The organism is Marinomonas polaris DSM 16579, from assembly GCF_900129155.1.
In the GTDB taxonomy this organism is placed as follows: domain Bacteria; phylum Pseudomonadota; class Gammaproteobacteria; order Pseudomonadales; family Marinomonadaceae; genus Marinomonas; species Marinomonas polaris.
In genome coordinates this window covers 124,530-142,489 of the sequence record NZ_FQVF01000012.1, presented here as the reverse complement: position 1 = coordinate 142,489, position 17,960 = coordinate 124,530, and the positions used below count along the sequence as shown (strand labels likewise).

The window sequence follows — 17,960 nt, the reverse complement described above, 5'->3', positions numbered from 1 at the left end:
GAAAATAATGGCACATAATCAGGTAGAATCACTTCCCATTATTGCCATTACCTCTGGCGAACCCGCAGGTATCGGTCCAGATATTATCTTAAGCGCATTAAGCGAGCAGACATTTCCTGCTCGCTTAATTATCCTAGCTGATCCTGAGCTACTTCAAGACAGAGCGCAGACTCTAGGCCTAACAGTAAATATTCAAACACTAAATAGTGCACAAGATGTCACTGCACATCAGCAAGGTTCTATTAGTGTTTTGCCGATCCAACTAACGAAAAAGGCCGCTGCCGGCACTCTGGATATTGCGAATTCCCCTTACGTGTTAGAAACACTAAAACAAGCAGGTGAAGGCTGCATTCAAAAAGAGTTCGATGCCATCGTTACGCCACCAGTCCATAAAGGTATTTTATGTGAAACCGGCGCTCACTTTTCTGGACATACTGAGTTTTTTCAAGCTCAATGCCAGTCACCACATGTTGTCATGATGCTCGCGACAGAAGCGATGAAAGTCGCATTAGTAACCACTCACCTACCACTTAAAGATGTGCCTGCTGCAATCACTGAAAAAAATATCAGCCTTGTCGCTAAAGCACTTAATAAAGATCTACAAGAAAAATTTGGTATTGCGCAACCCAAAATCTTAGTCTGTGGATTAAATCCACATGCAGGAGAAGATGGCCATTTGGGCAAAGAAGAAATTGACGTTATTATCCCGACCCTCAATAAACTTCGCCAAGAAGGCTTAAATCTAATTGGCCCACTGCCAGCGGATACCCTGTTTACACCAAAATACCTAAATGATGCCGACTGCGCCTTGGCTATGTATCACGATCAAGGTTTACCTGTGTTAAAATATTCAGGTTTTGGTAATGCCGTAAATATTACATTAGGCTTGCCTATTATTCGGACATCCGTCGACCACGGCACAGCCATTGATTTGGCTGGCACAGGCAAAGCAAATAACGGCAGCCTTAAAGTGGCCATTCAACATGCTATTAACATGGCAAATAACGCGAAAAAGTTTTCTAAATGAGCAAACCACAACCCCATAAAGCCAGAAAAAGATTCGGCCAAAATTTCCTTCATGACCACGGCGTTATTCGACGCATTGTAGCGTGCATTGGTCCTAAAAAAGGACAACGTATAGTTGAAATTGGACCAGGTAAAGGCGCATTAACGGAAGGTATTATCAGTGTCACTGAGCGCATGGATGTTGTTGAGCTTGACCGTGACCTTATTCCTATATTAAAAGTGAATCTGTTCCGCTTCCCTGAGCTAACCGTTCATGAAGCTGATGCAATGAAATTTGATTTCACGTCATTAAGTACTCCAGAACAAGCCATTCGAGTTGTAGGTAACCTACCTTATAACATTTCGACACCGCTTATTTTTCACCTATTAAGCCAAGCCGATGCAATTGAAGACATGCACTTCATGCTGCAAAAAGAAGTCGTTGATCGTTTGGCTGCGCGTCCAGGTGACAGCCTATATGGACGATTAAGTGTTATGGCGCAGTATTACTGCTCTGTCGAATCACTGTTTATTGTTGGGCCTGAATCATTCGATCCAGCACCGAAAGTTGATTCCGCTATTGTTAGAATGACACCTCACAAAACGCTGCCTCATCCTGTCAATAACATCAAAATGTTAGAAGACATGGTAAGAATCGGCTTCCAGCAACGTCGAAAAACCCTACGTAATAACTACAAAGGCGTGTTAGACAATGATGATTTCACTGCTCTAAACATTGACCCAACACTACGCCCAGAAAGATTAGACGTAGAAGACTTTGTTCGAATTACCAACTACGTCCTCAAAAAGGAAGGGTAAATGCAAAAATATGACGTCGTGGTTTCCGTTCGTACAGAATACCTAGCAGGACAATCAACACCAACAGAGTCGCGCTACGTGTTTGCTTACCATATTTCTATTACCAACTGCGGAACTGAATCGGCCAAACTTCAAACCCGCCATTGGATAATTACTGATGGTAACGAACAAGTTCAAGAAGTAAAAGGCAGCGGCGTCATTGGTGAATACCCGTATTTGGGCCCAGGCGAATCATTCCATTACACCAGCGGAACAGTAATGGAAACGGTTGTTGGTAGTATGCAAGGCAGCTACCAGTTTCTGGCAGATGATGGAACTGAATTCAAAGCCCCTATCAGACCATTCACCTTGTCAGTTCCAAATCAGGTTCACTGAGGCTAATTATGGCAACCTATGTTATTGGTGATTTACAAGGCTGTCTCACGCCTCTCGTACAGCTTTTAGAGCAAATAAATTATCATCCAGAACAAGATAAGCTCTGGTTTGCAGGCGACCTAATCAACCGTGGAGAAGAGTCTCTAGAAACACTACGTTTCATCAAATCACTAGGTAGCAATGCGACTGTTGTTTTAGGTAATCATGATCTACATTTACTCGCAGTCTCTCATGGTTATGGCAAGTTAAAGCGTGGCGACACACTAACAGAAATACTCACGGCTGGTGACCGTGACGACCTAATGGATTGGTTACGCCATCAACCTCTATTTCACTATGATGAGCAACTCAATACCGTCATGACTCATGCAGGTATTCCACCTTGCTGGGACTTAAAACAAACACAAGCACTTGCTCAAGAAGTAGAAGGCAAACTGAAATCTGACAGTGTTGATGAATTTTTTGCCACCATGTATGGTAATAAGCCAGATCAATGGAGCGAGAAATTAACAGGCCTAGATCGACTTCGAGTTATTACTAACTATTTAACTCGAATGCGGTTTTGTGATGAGAACAGTAAGCTCGATCTAGAGTCTAAAGAAGGTATAAACACAGCAACCAAAGGTTACGCACCTTGGTTCAATTACCCAGCAAAAGTACCTGAAAATTGCCATATTGTTTTTGGACACTGGGCCGCTTTAGAAGGCAAAACCCAAAAAGAACGCATTCATGCGCTAGACACAGGTTGTGTCTGGGGCGGAAGCCTAACAGCTTTACGCCTCGAGGATAAACAACGCTTCAGTACACCTTGCACAATTAATCGGAAGAACTCATGACTTACACTTGTATCGATATATCAGACGCTCTCCCAATCATTGAAAATAATGCGGCTATTGTAGATATTCGCGATTTGGTTAGTTTTCAAAACAGCCACATGACAAACGCGATTAGCCTTACCAATGACAATGTACAAAATTTTATTGATAGCACAGAGAAAAGCCAGCCTGTCATTGTTTGCTGCTACCACGGCAACAGCAGCAAAGGTGCTGCTGAATACCTTGCATCACAAGGATTTAAAGAGGTTTACTCTTTGAATGGCGGCTTTAGTCAATGGAGCGCAATGTTCCCAGAACAATGCGAGACAGGTAACTAGGTAAATATGACAATCCCTTATCAAGTTTATCTAGTAGGCGGCGCCGTTAGAGATGCTTTACTTGAACTCCCAGTTATCGACCATGACTGGGTCGTCACAGGCGCTACACCTGAACAACTTGAACAAAAAGGGTTTCAACAAGTCGGTAAACAATTCCCTGTTTTCCTTCACCCCAAAAGCAAAGAAGAACACGCCCTTGCCCGCAAAGAAAAAAAGCAAGGTGAAGGCTACACTGGGTTTATCTGTGACTTTTCACCAGACATCACTTTAGAAGAAGACTTAGAACGCCGCGATCTAACCATAAACGCCATTGCACAAGATGAAAACGGTACTTTGATCGATCCATATAATGGTCAACAAGATTTGCTCGACCGAGTATTTCGTCATGTCTCTGATGCCTTTATAGAAGATCCGCTACGCGTATTGCGAGTTGCTCGTTTTGCCGCCCGCTTTCATCATTTTGGCTTTACTATCGCACCTGAAACCATGTCTTTGATGCAAGAGATTAGCGCATCAGGAGAACTATCCACACTGAGCGCAGAACGCATTTGGAAAGAGCTAGAAAAAGCCCTTAACACGTGCCATGCCAATGTTTTCTTTTCAGTATTAAAAGACGCTAACGCGCTAGACAAACTATTTCCAGAATTTATTTTGGAAGACAACCAAACGCTTACTGATATATTGAACCAAGTTGGGCTAACACCTGCTCAGCGCTGGGCCATTCTCTGCAAAAACACTCCGCTTGCAGAACTCACTCAACTTCATCAGCGTATTCGTAGCCCAAATCAGTTCAAGATTCTCGCCGAGCAAACTCGCTCATTCCTAGAGAACCAACACATTCCAATGGACTCCACTACGTGGGAAAACTGGTTGATTTCCGTCAATGCCATAAAAAAACCTCAACCATTTATCTTACTGATTGAGATTCTAAGTCGCTTAACCAATAGCAAAGTTGAGGACTGGCAGAAGCTACGGGATACTATTGCAGTGATCAATGCCGCATCTTTAATCAAACAAGGCTTTAGTGGTGCAGAATTGGGTCAAGCGCTTAAAAAAGTACGTGCTGAGGCTCTCGACAAAACACTTTCACCACTGATTAGCTAACTTGTAATAGCTATCAAACTATAACAAGCAAAACGCTGTCACTTATGTCTTAATAAATAACAGCACTTTCTCAATAAGTCACAGCAGATTTTCTGTGAATTTTCACGCCAACGGCTTGAGCAGACGGAACAGCGCCAGGCTTACGCAAAGTTAACGTGACAGCGTTCAGCTTAAATTTTCCGATCAATTCTCCCACCAAATGCTCCGCTAACGTTTCGATTAATTCAAACTGACGCTCGGTACAAAATGCCAAAATATAATTCGAGATAGCTTCGTAATCTAGCGTCTTAGCTAGATCGTCCGTCTCGGCTGGAACACGATTATCATGCTCCATTTCCAAATCAAACACTAAATCTTGCTGAATCTTTTTTTCCCACTCATATACACCAATCACAGCTTGAGTTTTTAGACCTTCAATAAATACTAAGTCTTTCATATTAAGATTCCTTCAAAGGTGGCAATTCAGACAAGGGCCAACGAGCACGTATCGACAAGCTTAATTCAGAAGATTGACCATTAACCAAACGCTGAGCACCAGCATAAGCAATCATGGCACCATTATCAGTACAAAATTCTGGTCGGGCATAAAACACGTTAGCTCTGATTTTTTTCAACTGACTTTCAAGCTGTTCACGTAAACGCTGATTAGCACTCACGCCGCCAGCGATAATAAGTTGTTTTAAGCCTTCAGCCTCCAAGGCACGACGACACTTAATAACTAAGGTATCCACTACTGCGGTTTCAAACGCCAATGCCGCGTCAGCTTTAAACTGCTCATCACAACGATCATGGTCTAGTGCATCATGGACTGCCGTCAAAAACGCTGTTTTCAGGCCACTAAAACTAAAATCTAACCCCGGGCGATCTGTCATAGGACGAGGGAATTTCAATCCAGACTTAGAATTACCTTGTTTTGCTAACGCAGCAATTTGCGGTCCACCAGGATAAGGTAAGCCAATCATCTTTGCAGCTTTATCAAATGCTTCACCGGCGGCGTCATCAAGGGATTGACCTAGAAGACGATATTCACCAATGCCATCTACACGAACCAACTGCGTGTGACCACCAGAAACCAGCAAAGCAATAAAAGGCATTTCTGGTTGAGATTCTTCTAGCATTGGTGCTAAAAGATGACCTTCCATATGATGTACGCCTAATGCAGGAATTCCCAAAGCATAAGCCAGAGAACGCCCAATTGTTGCGCCAGCCATTAAGGCACCAACCAAGCCTGGGCCACTTGTATAAGCAATCGCATCTAATTCCGACTTTTTCATGCCCGCTTCTTGCAACACTTCATCAATAAGCGGCAAGGTTTTACGAACATGATCACGAGAAGCCAATTCTGGAACTACACCGCCGTATTCGGCATGCTGCGCAATTTGAGAATAAATTTTGTGAGCCAAAAGACCATTTTCAGTATCGTAAATCGCGATACCCGTCTCATCACAAGAGGTTTCTAATCCCAATACTTTCATCAGAATAATCTCATCAATAATTTGAGCGCATTGTACCCTATCTATCTCCACCGTTGCAGAGGAAAGAGCCACTTCCTTGAAAGACAGCTCAAATGAAATTAGACATGGCAAGGCAAAAGCATTATAATGCGCGCGTTTTAAATGTTTAAATTAAAAGGCAGGTGATTTTTCTAGTTTGGCACATAGCTTCTGAAGTAAGCGCTTCTTATATCAGTTAAATGGCGATCCAAACACCCTCTTAAAGAATGAATACAGTTACAGACGCGACATATAGTCTGTTCAGGGTTGGGCTTTTTTAGCCTAGAAAAATCGATCCGTACTGGATCACACTCTGTTCAACAAAAGCGCGCTTTGAAAGCCCATTAAATACGGGTATGATTCACGCCGTTTTTGTGAATGCTTAAACTTTAGAAAAATATTATTAAAGGTAATTACATGCCAGCAGTAAAAGTAAAAGATAACGAACCATTTGACATCGCTCTACGTCGCTTCAAACGCTCTTGTGAAAAAGCAGGCGTTTTGGCTGAAGTTCGTCGTCGTGAATGCTACGAAAAACCAACTACTCTTCGCAAACGTGCCGCAGCAGCCGCTGTTAAACGTCACGCTAAGAAAGTTTCTCGTGAGCAGAAGAAATTCCAACGTTTGTACTAGGCCAATCTGCCGTTTGGCAATTTGCTAAAAAACAAATGTTTGCCTAGACGTTTCTAACATTTAGGCTTATAAAAAACGGCTAGTTAACCAACTAGCCGTTTTTTTTGCTTCCAAAGAGACCCCAGTACGACGTTACGGGTAACTGTCTCAATGAATTAAAGCTCCATGAATTAAAAGAGGATTCCATGTCAGAATTAAAAAAATTCATCTCCGAAACCCTAAAAACCGCGATGCGCGCTAAAGAAAAACAGCGTGTTACCGTCATTCGCACCATCCTATCCGAATGCAAAAAAATCGAAGTAGACGAACGAATTGAACTAGATGACGCTCGCGTATTGGCCGTTCTAGATAAAATGAACAAACAACGCAAAGATTCCAATCAACAATTCATCGATGGCGGCCGTGAAGATCTAGCAGCAATCGAACAAGAAGAGATGGTAATTATTAGCGAGTTTTTGCCAACACCATTGACTGACGATGAAGTCGGTGAGATTGTCAAAGCAGCAATTGCAGAAACTGGTGCAACTTCCATGCAGCAAATGGGCGCCGTCATGGCCATTGTAAAACCACAGGTACAAGGCCGTGCTGATATGGCACAAATCAGTAAACAAGTTAAAGCACAACTAGGCTAATATAATGGCGGGGCGCATTCCTGATCAATTTATTGACGAGCTATTGGCTCGAACCGACCTAACCGATGTGGTTGCGTCTCGCATTAGCCTAAAAAAAACCGGGCAAAATTACAGTGCTCTTTGCCCTTTTCATAATGAAAAAAGCCCCTCTTTTAGCTTAAATCCAAATAAGCAATTTTATTACTGCTTCGGTTGCGGTGCTGGCGGCAATGCCATTTCATTTGTTATGGAACATGACCATGTAGATTTTGTCGATGCGATTGAAACACTCGCCAAAGACGCAGGCATGGAAGTTCCCAGAGAACAAGGTGCACCAGATAGATACGAGCAAAATGCAGAGCTACTAAAACGTTTATCTGAAAGCTCGCAATTTTATCAGCAACAATTAACTCAACATCCTGACAAGAAAAAAGCCACAGACTATTTATCCAAAGATCGTGGATTATCCGGTCAAATCGCCAAAGTATTTGGTCTGGGCTACGCACCGTCAGGATGGGACAATCTTCTCAAAAAAATCGGTACCCGTGCAGAAAGCCAAGAACAGCTACTACTTGGCGGCATGTTAATTGAGAAAAAAGATCAGCCAGGCCACTATTACGACCGCTTTCGCGATCGCATTATTTTTCCTATACGTGATTCACGAGGTCGAGTTATTGCCTTTGGCGGACGTGCATTTGGGGACGAAAAACCCAAATATCTAAACTCTCCAGAAACACCTGTCTTTCAAAAAAGCCAAGAACTCTATGGCTTATTTGAAGCAAAGCAAAACACCCCAATACTCGATCAAATCATTGTGGTCGAAGGCTACATGGACGTCATAGTACTAGCGCAACATGGCATTACCAATGCAGTCGCTACACTGGGCACTTCAGTAAACAGCCAACATATACGCAAATTATTTAAACTGGTAAGCAAAGTTGTACTCTGCTTTGATGGCGACAAAGCTGGCCGCGCAGCCGCAATACGCGGCTTAGAAGCCTCCCTTCCCGTCATGCAAGACGAAAAACAGGTGCGTTTTTTATTCTTACCAGAAGGTGAAGACCCAGACTCTCTTGTCAGAAAAGAAGGCAAAGAAGCCTTTAACCATCGTTTAGAAGACGCGTCATCTTTGTCGCATGTCTTGTTTGATCACGCCCGAAATCAGGTAACTCTTGGTGATGAAGAAGGCGAGGCCCAATTTGCTCGCAACGCCATGGAGATGATTAAGCAAATACCCAAAGAGCTAACCTTTCGCTCGGTTTTGATTCGCCAACTAAGCGATCAGTCAGGCATCGATAGCGAGACATTAGGCAATACTGTTTTTAAAACTCGCCGCCAACATACGCCGACAGAAGGTCATGAGCCAACACCTCAAAGCCATACACAGCAAATCCAACATTATGATGGCGACACACCAGACCTAAGCCACTACGATTACGAGTCATCCCATGGCGATTATGATGATTTCCATCATAGTGATTACAGCGCTCCGTTGACTCAACCCAAAACACAAGGCTCGTTCAAAAAGCCTTTTAGCAAAAAACCTTTTTCTAAGGGTAAGTTTTACAACGACGAACCAGCTTTACCACCGGCAGCACCAAGCCTCAGCCGAATAAAGCAAGCATCACTGTGTCTTTTACTTCACCCGCACATAGCGAAAGAAATCGATTTACCCGATCCATTAGTGAATCAAGCGAATGACGAACTACAAATCTTCTGCAAAATATGGAGATATTTCGCAAAACACCCCCACAAAAACACCGGACACTTACTAGGTGAATTAACAGATAAAACCACAGTTTCGTCTATTTACGCACTATTAAACCACCAAGACGCCACAACCAAGCAAAAAATCACTAATGCACAGCAAGAAGTGCTCGATATGGTTTTAGCACTAGAAAAAAATCTTGGATTAAATAGCAGCATCGCACGGTTGAAAAGTAAGGGGAATGAATCCATAAAGGATAGTAGCAGCAAGCAAGAACTACGGAATTTAATGGATTTAATTAGACAGAAAAAAAATTAAACCCAGTTTAATTTTCATTCAAAAAAGATAGTATTCGGTGGATAAAAGTGATTGATTTTGTTATAATCCGCGGCTTGCTAAACTCCCAAATGAATTTCTAACGATAGGTTGTCGAATGCCAGACACTCAACAGTCACGTCTCAAAGAGCTGATCTCCAAGGGTAAAGAACAAGGTTACCTAACTTTTGCTGAAGTTAACGACCACCTCCCTGATGACCTTTCAGACCCGGAGCAAGTAGAAGAAATCATTGCCATGATCAACGACATGGGCATTACGGTTTCTGAAGTTGCTCCAGATAAAGATAGCCTTCTTATGGAAGAAGGCGATGCTACAGATGAAGCTGCAGCTGAAGAAGCTGCTGCTGCCTTAGCTGCGGTAGAAGGTGATATCACCAGAACAACCGATCCTGTGCGTATGTATATGCGCGAAATGGGTACGGTTGAGCTATTGACTCGTGCAGGCGAAATCGCCATTGCAAAGCGTATCGAAGAAGGTACCCGCGAAGTCATGGCGGCCATTTCATACTTCCCTGGTGCAGTAGACGTACTACTTGACGCTTACGCAAAAGTGCAGGAAGAAGAAGGTCGTTTAAGCGATATATTTAGCGGTTTCATCGACGGTGATGGCGAAGAACCTGTTTTTGAAGATGTAGTTACCGAAGAACCAATCATCGAAGAAGACACTGTAGACAGTGACGATGATGATGATGATTCAGACACAGCTGAAGAAGAAACAGATAACGGCCCAGATCCTGAAGAAACAGCGTTACGTTTCAATGATATTGCACGCATCTACAACGAACTAAAAGTCTTGCTAGAAAACAGCAACAGACAAGATCCAGCAGTTCAAAGCAAGCAAGAAGAGTTGAGCATTAGTTTCGCTCCTATCAAGCTTGTTCCTAAACTGTTTGATGATTTAGTTGACCGCGTCCGTTCACGTATGGAAAAAGTACGTGATCAAGAGCGTCTTATCATGCAAGTGTGCGTACGTAAATCAGGCATGCCAAGAACTGAGTTTCTAAAGCGCTTCCCAAGCAATGAAACTAACCCTGATTGGCTTAAAGAGCAGATTGCTTCTGGTGCTGATTACGCAGCAACGCTTGAAGAAAACGAAGCGGAATTTATGCGTAGCCAACGCAAACTTCGTGCGGTTTCAAAAGAGACTGGCCTGACCATTGCTGAACTAAAAGAAATCAACCGCCGCATTTCTATCGGGGAAACTCGAGCTCGCCGCGCGAAGAAAGAAATGGTTGAAGCTAACTTGCGTCTGGTTATTTCTATTGCGAAAAAATACACTAACCGTGGCTTACAATTCCTGGATCTTATCCAAGAAGGTAACATTGGCCTAATGAAAGCGGTTGATAAGTTTGAATATCGTCGTGGTTATAAGTTCTCTACTTACGCCACGTGGTGGATTCGTCAGGCGATCACTCGTTCGATTGCCGATCAGGCTCGCACCATCCGTATTCCAGTGCACATGATTGAAACGATTAACAAACTAAATCGTATCTCTCGTCAGATGCTCCAAGAAATGGGACGCGAAGCAACGCCAGAAGAATTGGCTGCTCGCATGGACATGCCTGAAGACAAGATTCGCAAAGTGTTGAAGATAGCAAAAGAACCTATCTCTATGGAAACGCCAATCGGTGATGATGAAGATTCCCACCTAGGTGACTTCATTGAAGACGATGGCGCTGAATCTCCTATTGATATAGCGACTATCGAAGGTTTACGTGAGTCAACAACTATGGTGCTTGCAGGCCTAACAGCTCGTGAAGCCAAAGTTCTACGCATGCGCTTTGGTATCGATATGAACACGGATCACACTCTTGAAGAGGTCGGTAAACAATTCGACGTTACTCGTGAGCGTATTCGTCAAATCGAAGCTAAAGCACTACGCAAACTACGTCATCCTAGCCGCTCAGAACATCTAAGAAGCTTCTTAGACGATTGAGACTAGTCTACACAAAAAAGACCGCTGCCATAAACAGCGGTTTTTTTATAACTAAAAAATGTTAAAAAATCCTATTAGAACAAGCATAAGCAACAAAACTGTCATACACTCTGATTAGAGTATGGATAAAGACAGTGAGGTTTAGCTTGCTACAAAACCATAACCAAAATAGCTCAATTTTCTACCCACCCTTGGCGAATTTAACATTCAGCCAGCCACTTCCTACAACATTATGCTCCACCCCCGCAAAAATATCAGCTCTCCACAAAGACACTAAGTACCATTTGTTTTGTTCGTTTATGCGCTCTTCAAAAGAAAACTTCATGTTCATTGCAGGAGTAATACTCTATGGAAAAAATCTACGTTCTTGATACCAATGTGCTACTGCACGATCCCTTGGCGATTTATGCGTTTGCCGAACATAAGGTCGTTATTCCTATGACCGTCCTCGAAGAATTGGATGTCATTAAAGACAGAAGAGATAAAGACGTTAGCCGTGAAGCGCGTGTGGCCATTAATACTATTGATAAAATAGTCGGTGATGCATCACCTCGTGAATTACAAGCAGGCGTGCCAATCCGAGTTGTCAGTAACGATGTGGACAAAGACCAAAACAAACGCAGCGAAGGCTCCTTAGCTATTTATCCAGATCAACAAATCACCCTCACTGATAATATTCCCTTTTTAAATGGCAACCACGACCATGCTAACGACAACCGCATCATTAATGTTGGCCTAAGCTTACAAGCTACCCACCCACGATCCTCAGTGTGTCTGGTAACCAAAGACATCAACATGCGCATCAAGGCAAAAGGCTCAGGGCTAGAGCGCGTAGAAGACTACAGAAAAGACAAGGTTCTTGATGATCTAGACTTAATGAGCAAAGGCTATATACAATTCAGCGGGAGCTTTTGGTCCACTATAGAAAGCGTAAAAACAGAAGCTCATGGCCGCCACACCGTTCACGTTATTAGCAAGAGCCATTTACCCAACATCTATTTCAATATGTTTGTGATTGATGATGAAGACTTCATTGGATTTGTTGTCAACCTCGATCAAGAACACGTTTATTTGCTCGATATAAACAAACAGCATCTGATGAACCAAAACTTCTGGGGCATATTGCCACGCAATCTAGAGCAAGCTATGGCGTTTTACCTATTACGCCATGATAACTCAGACTTAATGGTAATGACTGGCCCAGCAGGCTCAGGCAAGACACTATTAGCCTTAGCTTATGGATTACAAGTTACTATGGAGGAAAAGCGCTTTAATAAAATTATCGTAGCAAGATCAACACCACCAATGGCAGAAGACATTGGCTTCCTACCAGGTACGGAAGAAGAAAAAATGGCACCTTGGTTAGCTGCATTTGATGATAACCTAGAGATCTTGCACGGCGCCGACGAACACTCTTTTAGCAGCATCGAATACGTTAAACAAAAAGCCAACATTCAGTTCAAGTCTTTGAACTTCATGCGCGGCCGATCATTCAACAATGCTCTAATTATTATTGATGAGGCTCAAGGATTAACTCAGTTTCAACTCAAATCCATCGTGACGCGAGTAGGCAGTAATTCAAAAATTATCGTACTTGGTAACTTGGCACAAATCGATAACAAGTACATAACTCCACTAACATCAGGTTTAACCTACCTAGTCGAAAAAACTAAGTCCTTTAAATACGCCAGTATCATGCACGTCAATGGCATAGAACGAAGCCGACTCGCTGAATTTGCCGAAGAAAACCTATAACAATGGCCAATACTGAAAAACAAAAAAAGAGGAAGAGCACACGCTCTTCCTCTTTTTTAACTTTATAAATCTGTTATTTACTTCTTATTAGCGAGCGACAGATTTCGCCAACTCAGTAATTTCATCCCATTTACCAGCACGCACCAAATCCGTTGGAACAATCCAAGAACCGCCAACACAAAGCACGTTAGGCAGCGCTAAATACTCACGGAAGTTATCAGCACCAATACCACCAGTTGGACAGAATTTAATTTGAGGCAACGGACCACCAAATGCTTTCAGCGCTTTCACACCGCCATTCACTTCTGCTGGGAAGAATTTAAAACGGTCATAACCGTATTCCATCCCCAACAAAATATCAGAAATAGTCGCGACCGCAGGCAGATAAGGTACATCGTACTCTTTACCGACAGCTAATAAATCCGCCGTCATTCCTGGACTGATAATAAATTGTGAACCAGCTTCAATCGCTTGAATATATTGTGCACGCGAACACACAGTCCCCGCGCCAACAATAGCATCAGGAACCTCCTTGCGAAGCGCAGTAATCGCTTCCAAGGCAGCCGGAGTACGCAAAGTAACCTCTAAAACAGGTACTCCGCCAGCAACAAGTGCTTTACCAAGTGCAACCGCTTGAGCGACATCATCAACAACAATAACAGGAACAACAGGCGTTGCTGTCATCACTTGTTCGGCAGTATAAGAGATGGTCATTATTACTTTCCTTTTTGAAGACTTCTTTGTTTAAGGGCTAGTAGTCGTGCCAGTTACGGCCGTCTTTAATTGGCAACGCCATAGACGCTGCAGGACCCCATGAACCAGAAGCGTATTCTTTTGGACGCTCACTAGTTTGATTCCAAGCGGACATGATTCCATCCACCCATTTCCAAGCCGCTTCTACTTCATCGTAGCGCATAAACAAAGTTGCATCGTTGCGCATCACATCAAGCAATAATCGCTCATAAGCTTCCGGGCTACGCTTATCGTTAAACGCTTCTGTCAGACTCAAGTTCAAATCAACGGGCTGAAGAATCATGCCTTCGCTCACACCTGGAACCTTATTCATTACAGTTAAGGAGATTTTTTCTTCTGGCTGAAGACGAATAATCAACTGGTTACGCTGAAGCTGACGATTGCTTTCATCACTAAAAATACTATGTGGTACGGATTTATACTGAATAACGATTTCAGAATAACGCTGCCCCAAACGCTTACCTGTTCTTAGATAGAACGGCACGCCAGCCCAACGCCAGTTATCAATATCAGCTCGCAAAGCAACAAATGTTTCGGTTCTTGAATTCGGGTTACTACCCTCCTCATCAAAGTAACCTTGAACATCCTTACCCTTAATCATGCCTTTCGCATATTGACCACGAACGGTTTTAGTATAAGCATTTGCCCCAGCAATTGGGCGTAGCGCTTTTAATACTTTGATCTTTTCATCGCGAACAGAATCAGCATCCATTCGACCAGGAGGCTCCATCGCAACTAAGCATAAAAGCTGGATCAAATGGTTTTGTACCATGTCACGCATCGCACCGGCTTTATCGTAATAACCCCAACGACCTTCAACTCCAACCGTTTCTGACACAGTAATCTGTACGTTATCAATGTGCGCACTGTCCCATAAAGGTTCGAAAAGTGTGTTACCAAAACGAATCGCCAACAGGTTTTGTACTGTTTCTTTACCAAGATAGTGATCAATACGAAAAGCTTGCTGCTCGTTAAAGTTCTTCATCACCTCATCGTTAATAGCACGAGAAGAAACCAGATCTCGACCAAGCGGTTTTTCTAAAACAACACGCATACGAGGCGCATTTAAACCATGAGCGGCTAATGACGAACAGATAGATCCAAATAGGTCTGGAGAAGTTGCAAGATAAAATACAACATCACGATCATCGCCACCAACCTGGTGATCATTTAGTCGCGAGAAGTCTGACTCTTCCTGAGCATCAACAGAAACATAGCTCAGGCGCTCTTTGAAGCGCGGCCATGTTTTTTCATCGCCAATACTTGAAGGCACAAACTCATCAAGCGCTGCTCGAATTTTAGTTTGGTACTCTTCTGTACTTACCTCACGTCTCGAAGCACCGATAATGCGAGTCGTTGGAGCAAGCAAACCATCCATATCCAAATGGAACAAAGCTGGAAGCAACTTACGCATAGCAAGGTCGCCACCACCACCAAAAATTACAACATCACAGGCTTTTAAACTGGCCTTCATTCTTTATTCTCCAACTAATCTAGGCTTTCGACACAAGATGGGACGCGTAACATGCACAGCCCATCAGCCCTGGGTATTCAGACATCACAACAAAAGTCGGAATAGGGGAAACAAATTCTTTCATACGACCTTTGTCTTGCATCGCATCACGGAAACCACTTTTAAGAATATCTTTTAAATAACGAGGCACAATACCACCGGCAATATAAACACCGCCGCGAGACTCAACGGACAATACTAGATCGCCGATAACTCTACCTAAAAATACAAAGAACTGTTCCAACGTAGCGATTGCGATAGGATCATTACCAAGCTTTAACGCTTCGCCAATTTCAGGCGCGGTTAAACGCTTTTCAACACCTTCACGCAGAGCCAGTGCTTCGTATATATTTTCAAGGCCCATGCCAGATAAAACACGCTCTGCTGAAACTCGCTTATGGCGCGTACGAAGAAATTTTAAAATATCATCTTCAACATCATTACAGGCAGATAAATCAACATGCCCGCCCTCTCCTGGCAAAACAATATTAGGCCCATTATCTTGAGGAACAACGCAGGATATTCCCAAACCAGTGCCAGCTCCAACTACCCAACAAGCACCTTTTGGATCGACCGTAGAGCTTTCTCCAATGACAACCATATCTTCAGGTTTAAGGATTTCCAAGCAATGTCCAACGGCATCAAAATCATTTAATAAGGCAACGGCTTTATTATCACCAAAATAGGACTGCACTTCATCACGAGTAAACTTCCACGGATTATTAGAAAACTGTATTACTGGCTGATTAACAGGACCTGCAATCGCCAAAACAATAGCGTCTATTTTATCCATACCAATACTGCAGTTTTCGATATAATCCGCTGCAGCATCAAAAAAATTATCGTAATTTTCACAAGGAAGCACTCTAACTTCTAGAGGCTCGTATTGATGGATAGGAACCAAAGCAAAACGCGCATTAGTTCCACCAAGATCGGCGATTAAAGCATGGGACATAAACGAACCCTATTTAATTTTTTTGAAATTTTACAACAAAATTGAGGTGAAAAATACCGCGATCTTGAAAAAATAAGCACCATAATGTAATAAAATTACAAAACTATCTTAGTCTATTTAAAAATTTAAAGACCTTTGTTGGCACCAATCGTTTACGGTTATTTTTATAGTCATAGAGGCGCTCATCTGCCACTTTCAACAGATGCTTATAGTTACTAGGCGAATCAGACATGACACTGGCACCACCGTAACTAATAGTAATAGGTACAAGATTAGATTTATACCTTAATGGATTAGATTGTAGATATTCTTGGATAGATTCCGCCACCAAAATGGCTTGCTCATAACTTTTTCCAGGCATAACAAACACAAATTCATCACCTGCAAATCGAAATGCTAAACCTTGCTTGTGAACGTATTTTAGCAAACGCTTAGCGATATACTCCAATACCTCATCACCACAATTATGGCCTAACGTATCATTAATGGACTTAAAGGCATCACAATCAATGAATACAACAGTTAAATCACGCTCCTGCATTTTAGAGCGAGCAAACTCACGATCTAGCATCAACTCTAGCTGTCGACGGTTTAATAAGCCCGTTAATGGATCTCGTGTCGCCAAATACTCTAGCTTTTCCCTTGCCGTCACATTACTCAAACAAATAGAGATTTTAATCGCTAACTGATCAAGTAAAAAAGTATCTTTTGTCGTCGCATCATATCTAGAGCTGTCTGAATCGGCCTGACAAAACAATCCAACCAACTCACCATCAATAGTCAAAGGAGAAATGGCGACAGAAGAAATAATATCGCGATAAACAGAGGGAATGATTTCCCAGCATCGGCTTAAATTAGTATTTACTAAAACGGTTTTATTACTGGACTTGATGATATCGATCATAGAACGACGTCTTGTAAAAAGCACCCTATCTCGTAGATCAGGCATTTTCTCTAGACTTTCTATTAGATGAGACAAAGGTGCTTCATTAATTAGATTCACCCAAACATAAGGCACACTAAACTGCTTCTGCACTTCCTTGGTTAATGTTGAAACAAACTGATCACAACGTCCAATCGAAAGTATACAACGCTCTATCTCAAAGAATTTGCGTGCAATCTCTTCATTACGTCTAACATTGTCGATCAGTTCGTTAATATCATGCATGCACTATGCCCTACCGCACTGATGTTAAGCGGCTCACTTTTCTAAATAAAAGCAGAAGACCCTAAAAATATAATTGATCTATAATGCATTATAGTACGATGCTTAAACACTTTGGGCTATACATTGAACAAAAATTGATAGCCTTATATACAAAAAATCACAATTTAAAAATACTCACCTAACGATAAAAGTCAAAATAGCAACATTCCATCGCACCTATCACTGATGAAAAAGCATTTTTAATTAATTCCCTGTTTTCTTTAAGAAAAATCGCTCTGTGCCGATAGCTTTATCGTAGATGATTTAATAGGCACATAAATGAATTTAAGAGAAATTGTTGAAACACAGGTAACCCAAAGCAGCAAAGCGGGCAAACCGGTTTCTGGCAATGCTCATTTTGCCTTATTAATGAGTCTATTCAATCAACCCGGGCCGTCTGTTATCGATACCCAGGATGAATTAAACTTTCATCAGCCTCACGCAATTACACGGCCCATTCAATTTTCGCACAGCATTGGAGAAAACCCCATTGCAAACATCGCCCTACTAAAAGCATTAAGCTTCGAGCCTTTAGCAGAAGGCCCAGCGTATCAATATGATGCCGTTGAGAGTTTAGAGCAACAAATTAACACTCGTATCTAAC

Annotated in this window: 18 protein-coding genes; 12 read left to right on the top strand and 6 right to left on the bottom strand. The window is 42.4% G+C overall.

The window, feature by feature from the left end; translation table 11 throughout:
• The first annotated feature begins 7 nt into the window (after positions 1-7).
• The 6 genes from pdxA to BUA59_RS13995 are packed head-to-tail and all read left to right on the top strand — an operon-like array spanning position 8 to position 4,456.
• On the top strand, positions 8-1,027 hold the full coding sequence (gene pdxA, locus BUA59_RS14020; protein ID WP_072840320.1) for a 4-hydroxythreonine-4-phosphate dehydrogenase PdxA: 1,020 nt from the start codon (positions 8-10) through the stop codon (positions 1,025-1,027).
• Positions 1,024-1,824, top strand: a complete 801-nt coding sequence (rsmA, locus tag BUA59_RS14015) for a 16S rRNA (adenine(1518)-N(6)/adenine(1519)-N(6))-dimethyltransferase RsmA (RefSeq protein WP_072840319.1) — start codon at positions 1,024-1,026, stop codon at positions 1,822-1,824. Before pdxA ends, rsmA begins: the two co-directional genes overlap by 4 nt.
• Positions 1,825-2,199, top strand: coding sequence for a Co2+/Mg2+ efflux protein ApaG (gene apaG / locus BUA59_RS14010; RefSeq protein ID WP_072840318.1), 375 nt, complete (start codon positions 1,825-1,827; stop codon positions 2,197-2,199). It abuts the gene before it with no gap.
• 8 nt (positions 2,200-2,207) lie between these two features.
• Entirely contained in the window at positions 2,208-3,035 is an 828-nt protein-coding gene (locus tag BUA59_RS14005) for a symmetrical bis(5'-nucleosyl)-tetraphosphatase (RefSeq protein WP_072840317.1), read from the top strand.
• The gene (gene glpE / locus BUA59_RS14000; RefSeq protein ID WP_072840316.1) at positions 3,032-3,352 is read left to right on the top strand and encodes a thiosulfate sulfurtransferase GlpE; all 321 of its coding nucleotides are present in this window, start codon (positions 3,032-3,034) and stop codon (positions 3,350-3,352) included. The genes BUA59_RS14005 and glpE overlap by 4 nt, the downstream gene beginning before the upstream one ends.
• Before the next feature lie 6 nt (positions 3,353-3,358).
• Positions 3,359-4,456, top strand: coding sequence for a tRNA nucleotidyltransferase/poly(A) polymerase-related protein (locus BUA59_RS13995; RefSeq protein ID WP_072840315.1), 1,098 nt, complete (start codon positions 3,359-3,361; stop codon positions 4,454-4,456).
• A gap of 70 nt (positions 4,457-4,526) precedes the next feature.
• On the opposite strand, the gene folB is transcribed toward BUA59_RS13995, so the two are convergent.
• Both folB and tsaD read right to left on the bottom strand, forming a co-directional pair.
• A complete protein-coding gene (folB, locus tag BUA59_RS13990; RefSeq protein ID WP_072840314.1) occupies positions 4,527-4,892 on the bottom strand; it encodes a dihydroneopterin aldolase in 366 nt (121 codons plus the stop codon).
• Between the two features lies 1 nt (position 4,893).
• Positions 4,894-5,931, bottom strand: coding sequence for a tRNA (adenosine(37)-N6)-threonylcarbamoyltransferase complex transferase subunit TsaD (gene tsaD, locus BUA59_RS13985; protein WP_072840313.1), 1,038 nt, complete (start codon positions 5,929-5,931; stop codon positions 4,894-4,896).
• A gap of 435 nt (positions 5,932-6,366) precedes the next feature.
• On the opposite strand from tsaD, the gene rpsU reads away from it, so the two are divergent.
• From rpsU to BUA59_RS13960, 5 genes are all read left to right on the top strand, one after another.
• Positions 6,367-6,582: a 30S ribosomal protein S21 gene (gene rpsU / locus BUA59_RS13980; RefSeq protein ID WP_009835737.1), complete on the top strand. Its 216-nt coding sequence runs from the start codon at positions 6,367-6,369 to the stop codon at positions 6,580-6,582.
• Positions 6,583-6,767: 185 nt separating this feature from the next.
• On the top strand, positions 6,768-7,214 hold the full coding sequence (locus BUA59_RS13975; protein ID WP_072840312.1) for a GatB/YqeY domain-containing protein: 447 nt from the start codon (positions 6,768-6,770) through the stop codon (positions 7,212-7,214).
• 4 nt (positions 7,215-7,218) lie between these two features.
• On the top strand, positions 7,219-9,219 hold the full coding sequence (gene dnaG / locus BUA59_RS13970; protein ID WP_072840311.1) for a DNA primase: 2,001 nt from the start codon (positions 7,219-7,221) through the stop codon (positions 9,217-9,219).
• 115 nt (positions 9,220-9,334) lie between these two features.
• Entirely contained in the window at positions 9,335-11,173 is a 1,839-nt protein-coding gene (gene rpoD / locus BUA59_RS13965) for an RNA polymerase sigma factor RpoD (protein ID WP_072840310.1), read from the top strand.
• A gap of 348 nt (positions 11,174-11,521) precedes the next feature.
• Complete coding sequence (locus BUA59_RS13960) at positions 11,522-12,928, top strand: PhoH family protein (RefSeq protein ID WP_072840309.1); 1,407 nt, start codon at positions 11,522-11,524, stop codon at positions 12,926-12,928.
• A gap of 87 nt (positions 12,929-13,015) precedes the next feature.
• On the opposite strand, the gene BUA59_RS13955 is transcribed toward BUA59_RS13960, so the two are convergent.
• From BUA59_RS13955 to BUA59_RS13940, 4 genes are all read right to left on the bottom strand, one after another.
• Entirely contained in the window at positions 13,016-13,642 is a 627-nt protein-coding gene (locus BUA59_RS13955; RefSeq protein WP_072840308.1) for a bifunctional 4-hydroxy-2-oxoglutarate aldolase/2-dehydro-3-deoxy-phosphogluconate aldolase, read from the bottom strand.
• A gap of 37 nt (positions 13,643-13,679) precedes the next feature.
• A complete protein-coding gene (gene zwf / locus BUA59_RS13950; protein ID WP_072840307.1) occupies positions 13,680-15,155 on the bottom strand; it encodes a glucose-6-phosphate dehydrogenase in 1,476 nt (491 codons plus the stop codon).
• Positions 15,156-15,174: 19 nt separating this feature from the next.
• Positions 15,175-16,149 (bottom strand): glucokinase, encoded by a 975-nt coding sequence (gene glk / locus BUA59_RS13945; RefSeq protein ID WP_072840306.1) that lies wholly within the window; start codon positions 16,147-16,149, stop codon positions 15,175-15,177.
• Positions 16,150-16,252: 103 nt separating this feature from the next.
• Complete coding sequence (locus BUA59_RS13940) at positions 16,253-17,317, bottom strand: GGDEF domain-containing protein (RefSeq protein WP_072840305.1); 1,065 nt, start codon at positions 17,315-17,317, stop codon at positions 16,253-16,255.
• Positions 17,318-17,635: 318 nt separating this feature from the next.
• Here BUA59_RS13940 and BUA59_RS13935 point away from each other — a divergent pair, with 318 nt between their 5' ends.
• Positions 17,636-17,959 (top strand): hypothetical protein, encoded by a 324-nt coding sequence (locus BUA59_RS13935; protein WP_072840304.1) that lies wholly within the window; start codon positions 17,636-17,638, stop codon positions 17,957-17,959.
• Position 17,960 lies beyond the last annotated feature (1 nt).

What these genes read in the sequence shown, in the direction of transcription:
- rsmA (WP_072840319.1), top strand. Translation starts at nt 1,024, where the DNA reads ATGAGCAAACCACAACCCCATAAAGCCAGAAAAAGATTCGGCCAAAAT.
- apaG (WP_072840318.1), top strand. Translation starts at nt 1,825, where the DNA reads ATGCAAAAATATGACGTCGTGGTTTCCGTTCGTACAGAATACCTAGCA.
- folB (WP_072840314.1), bottom strand. Translation starts at nt 4,892, where the DNA reads ATGAAAGACTTAGTATTTATTGAAGGTCTAAAAACTCAAGCTGTGATT.
- rpoD (WP_072840310.1), top strand. Translation starts at nt 9,335, where the DNA reads ATGCCAGACACTCAACAGTCACGTCTCAAAGAGCTGATCTCCAAGGGT.
- BUA59_RS13935 (WP_072840304.1), top strand. Translation starts at nt 17,636, where the DNA reads ATGAATTTAAGAGAAATTGTTGAAACACAGGTAACCCAAAGCAGCAAA.
- zwf (WP_072840307.1), bottom strand. Translation starts at nt 15,155, where the DNA reads ATGAAGGCCAGTTTAAAAGCCTGTGATGTTGTAATTTTTGGTGGTGGT.
- BUA59_RS13960 (WP_072840309.1), top strand. Translation starts at nt 11,522, where the DNA reads ATGGAAAAAATCTACGTTCTTGATACCAATGTGCTACTGCACGATCCC.
- rpsU (WP_009835737.1), top strand. Translation starts at nt 6,367, where the DNA reads ATGCCAGCAGTAAAAGTAAAAGATAACGAACCATTTGACATCGCTCTA.
- BUA59_RS13955 (WP_072840308.1), bottom strand. Translation starts at nt 13,642, where the DNA reads ATGACCATCTCTTATACTGCCGAACAAGTGATGACAGCAACGCCTGTT.
- pdxA (WP_072840320.1), top strand. Translation starts at nt 8, where the DNA reads ATGGCACATAATCAGGTAGAATCACTTCCCATTATTGCCATTACCTCT.
- BUA59_RS13995 (WP_072840315.1), top strand. Translation starts at nt 3,359, where the DNA reads ATGACAATCCCTTATCAAGTTTATCTAGTAGGCGGCGCCGTTAGAGAT.
- tsaD (WP_072840313.1), bottom strand. Translation starts at nt 5,931, where the DNA reads ATGAAAGTATTGGGATTAGAAACCTCTTGTGATGAGACGGGTATCGCG.
- BUA59_RS13975 (WP_072840312.1), top strand. Translation starts at nt 6,768, where the DNA reads ATGTCAGAATTAAAAAAATTCATCTCCGAAACCCTAAAAACCGCGATG.
- BUA59_RS14005 (WP_072840317.1), top strand. Translation starts at nt 2,208, where the DNA reads ATGGCAACCTATGTTATTGGTGATTTACAAGGCTGTCTCACGCCTCTC.
- glk (WP_072840306.1), bottom strand. Translation starts at nt 16,149, where the DNA reads ATGTCCCATGCTTTAATCGCCGATCTTGGTGGAACTAATGCGCGTTTT.
- BUA59_RS13940 (WP_072840305.1), bottom strand. Translation starts at nt 17,317, where the DNA reads ATGCATGATATTAACGAACTGATCGACAATGTTAGACGTAATGAAGAG.
- dnaG (WP_072840311.1), top strand. Translation starts at nt 7,219, where the DNA reads ATGGCGGGGCGCATTCCTGATCAATTTATTGACGAGCTATTGGCTCGA.
- glpE (WP_072840316.1), top strand. Translation starts at nt 3,032, where the DNA reads ATGACTTACACTTGTATCGATATATCAGACGCTCTCCCAATCATTGAA.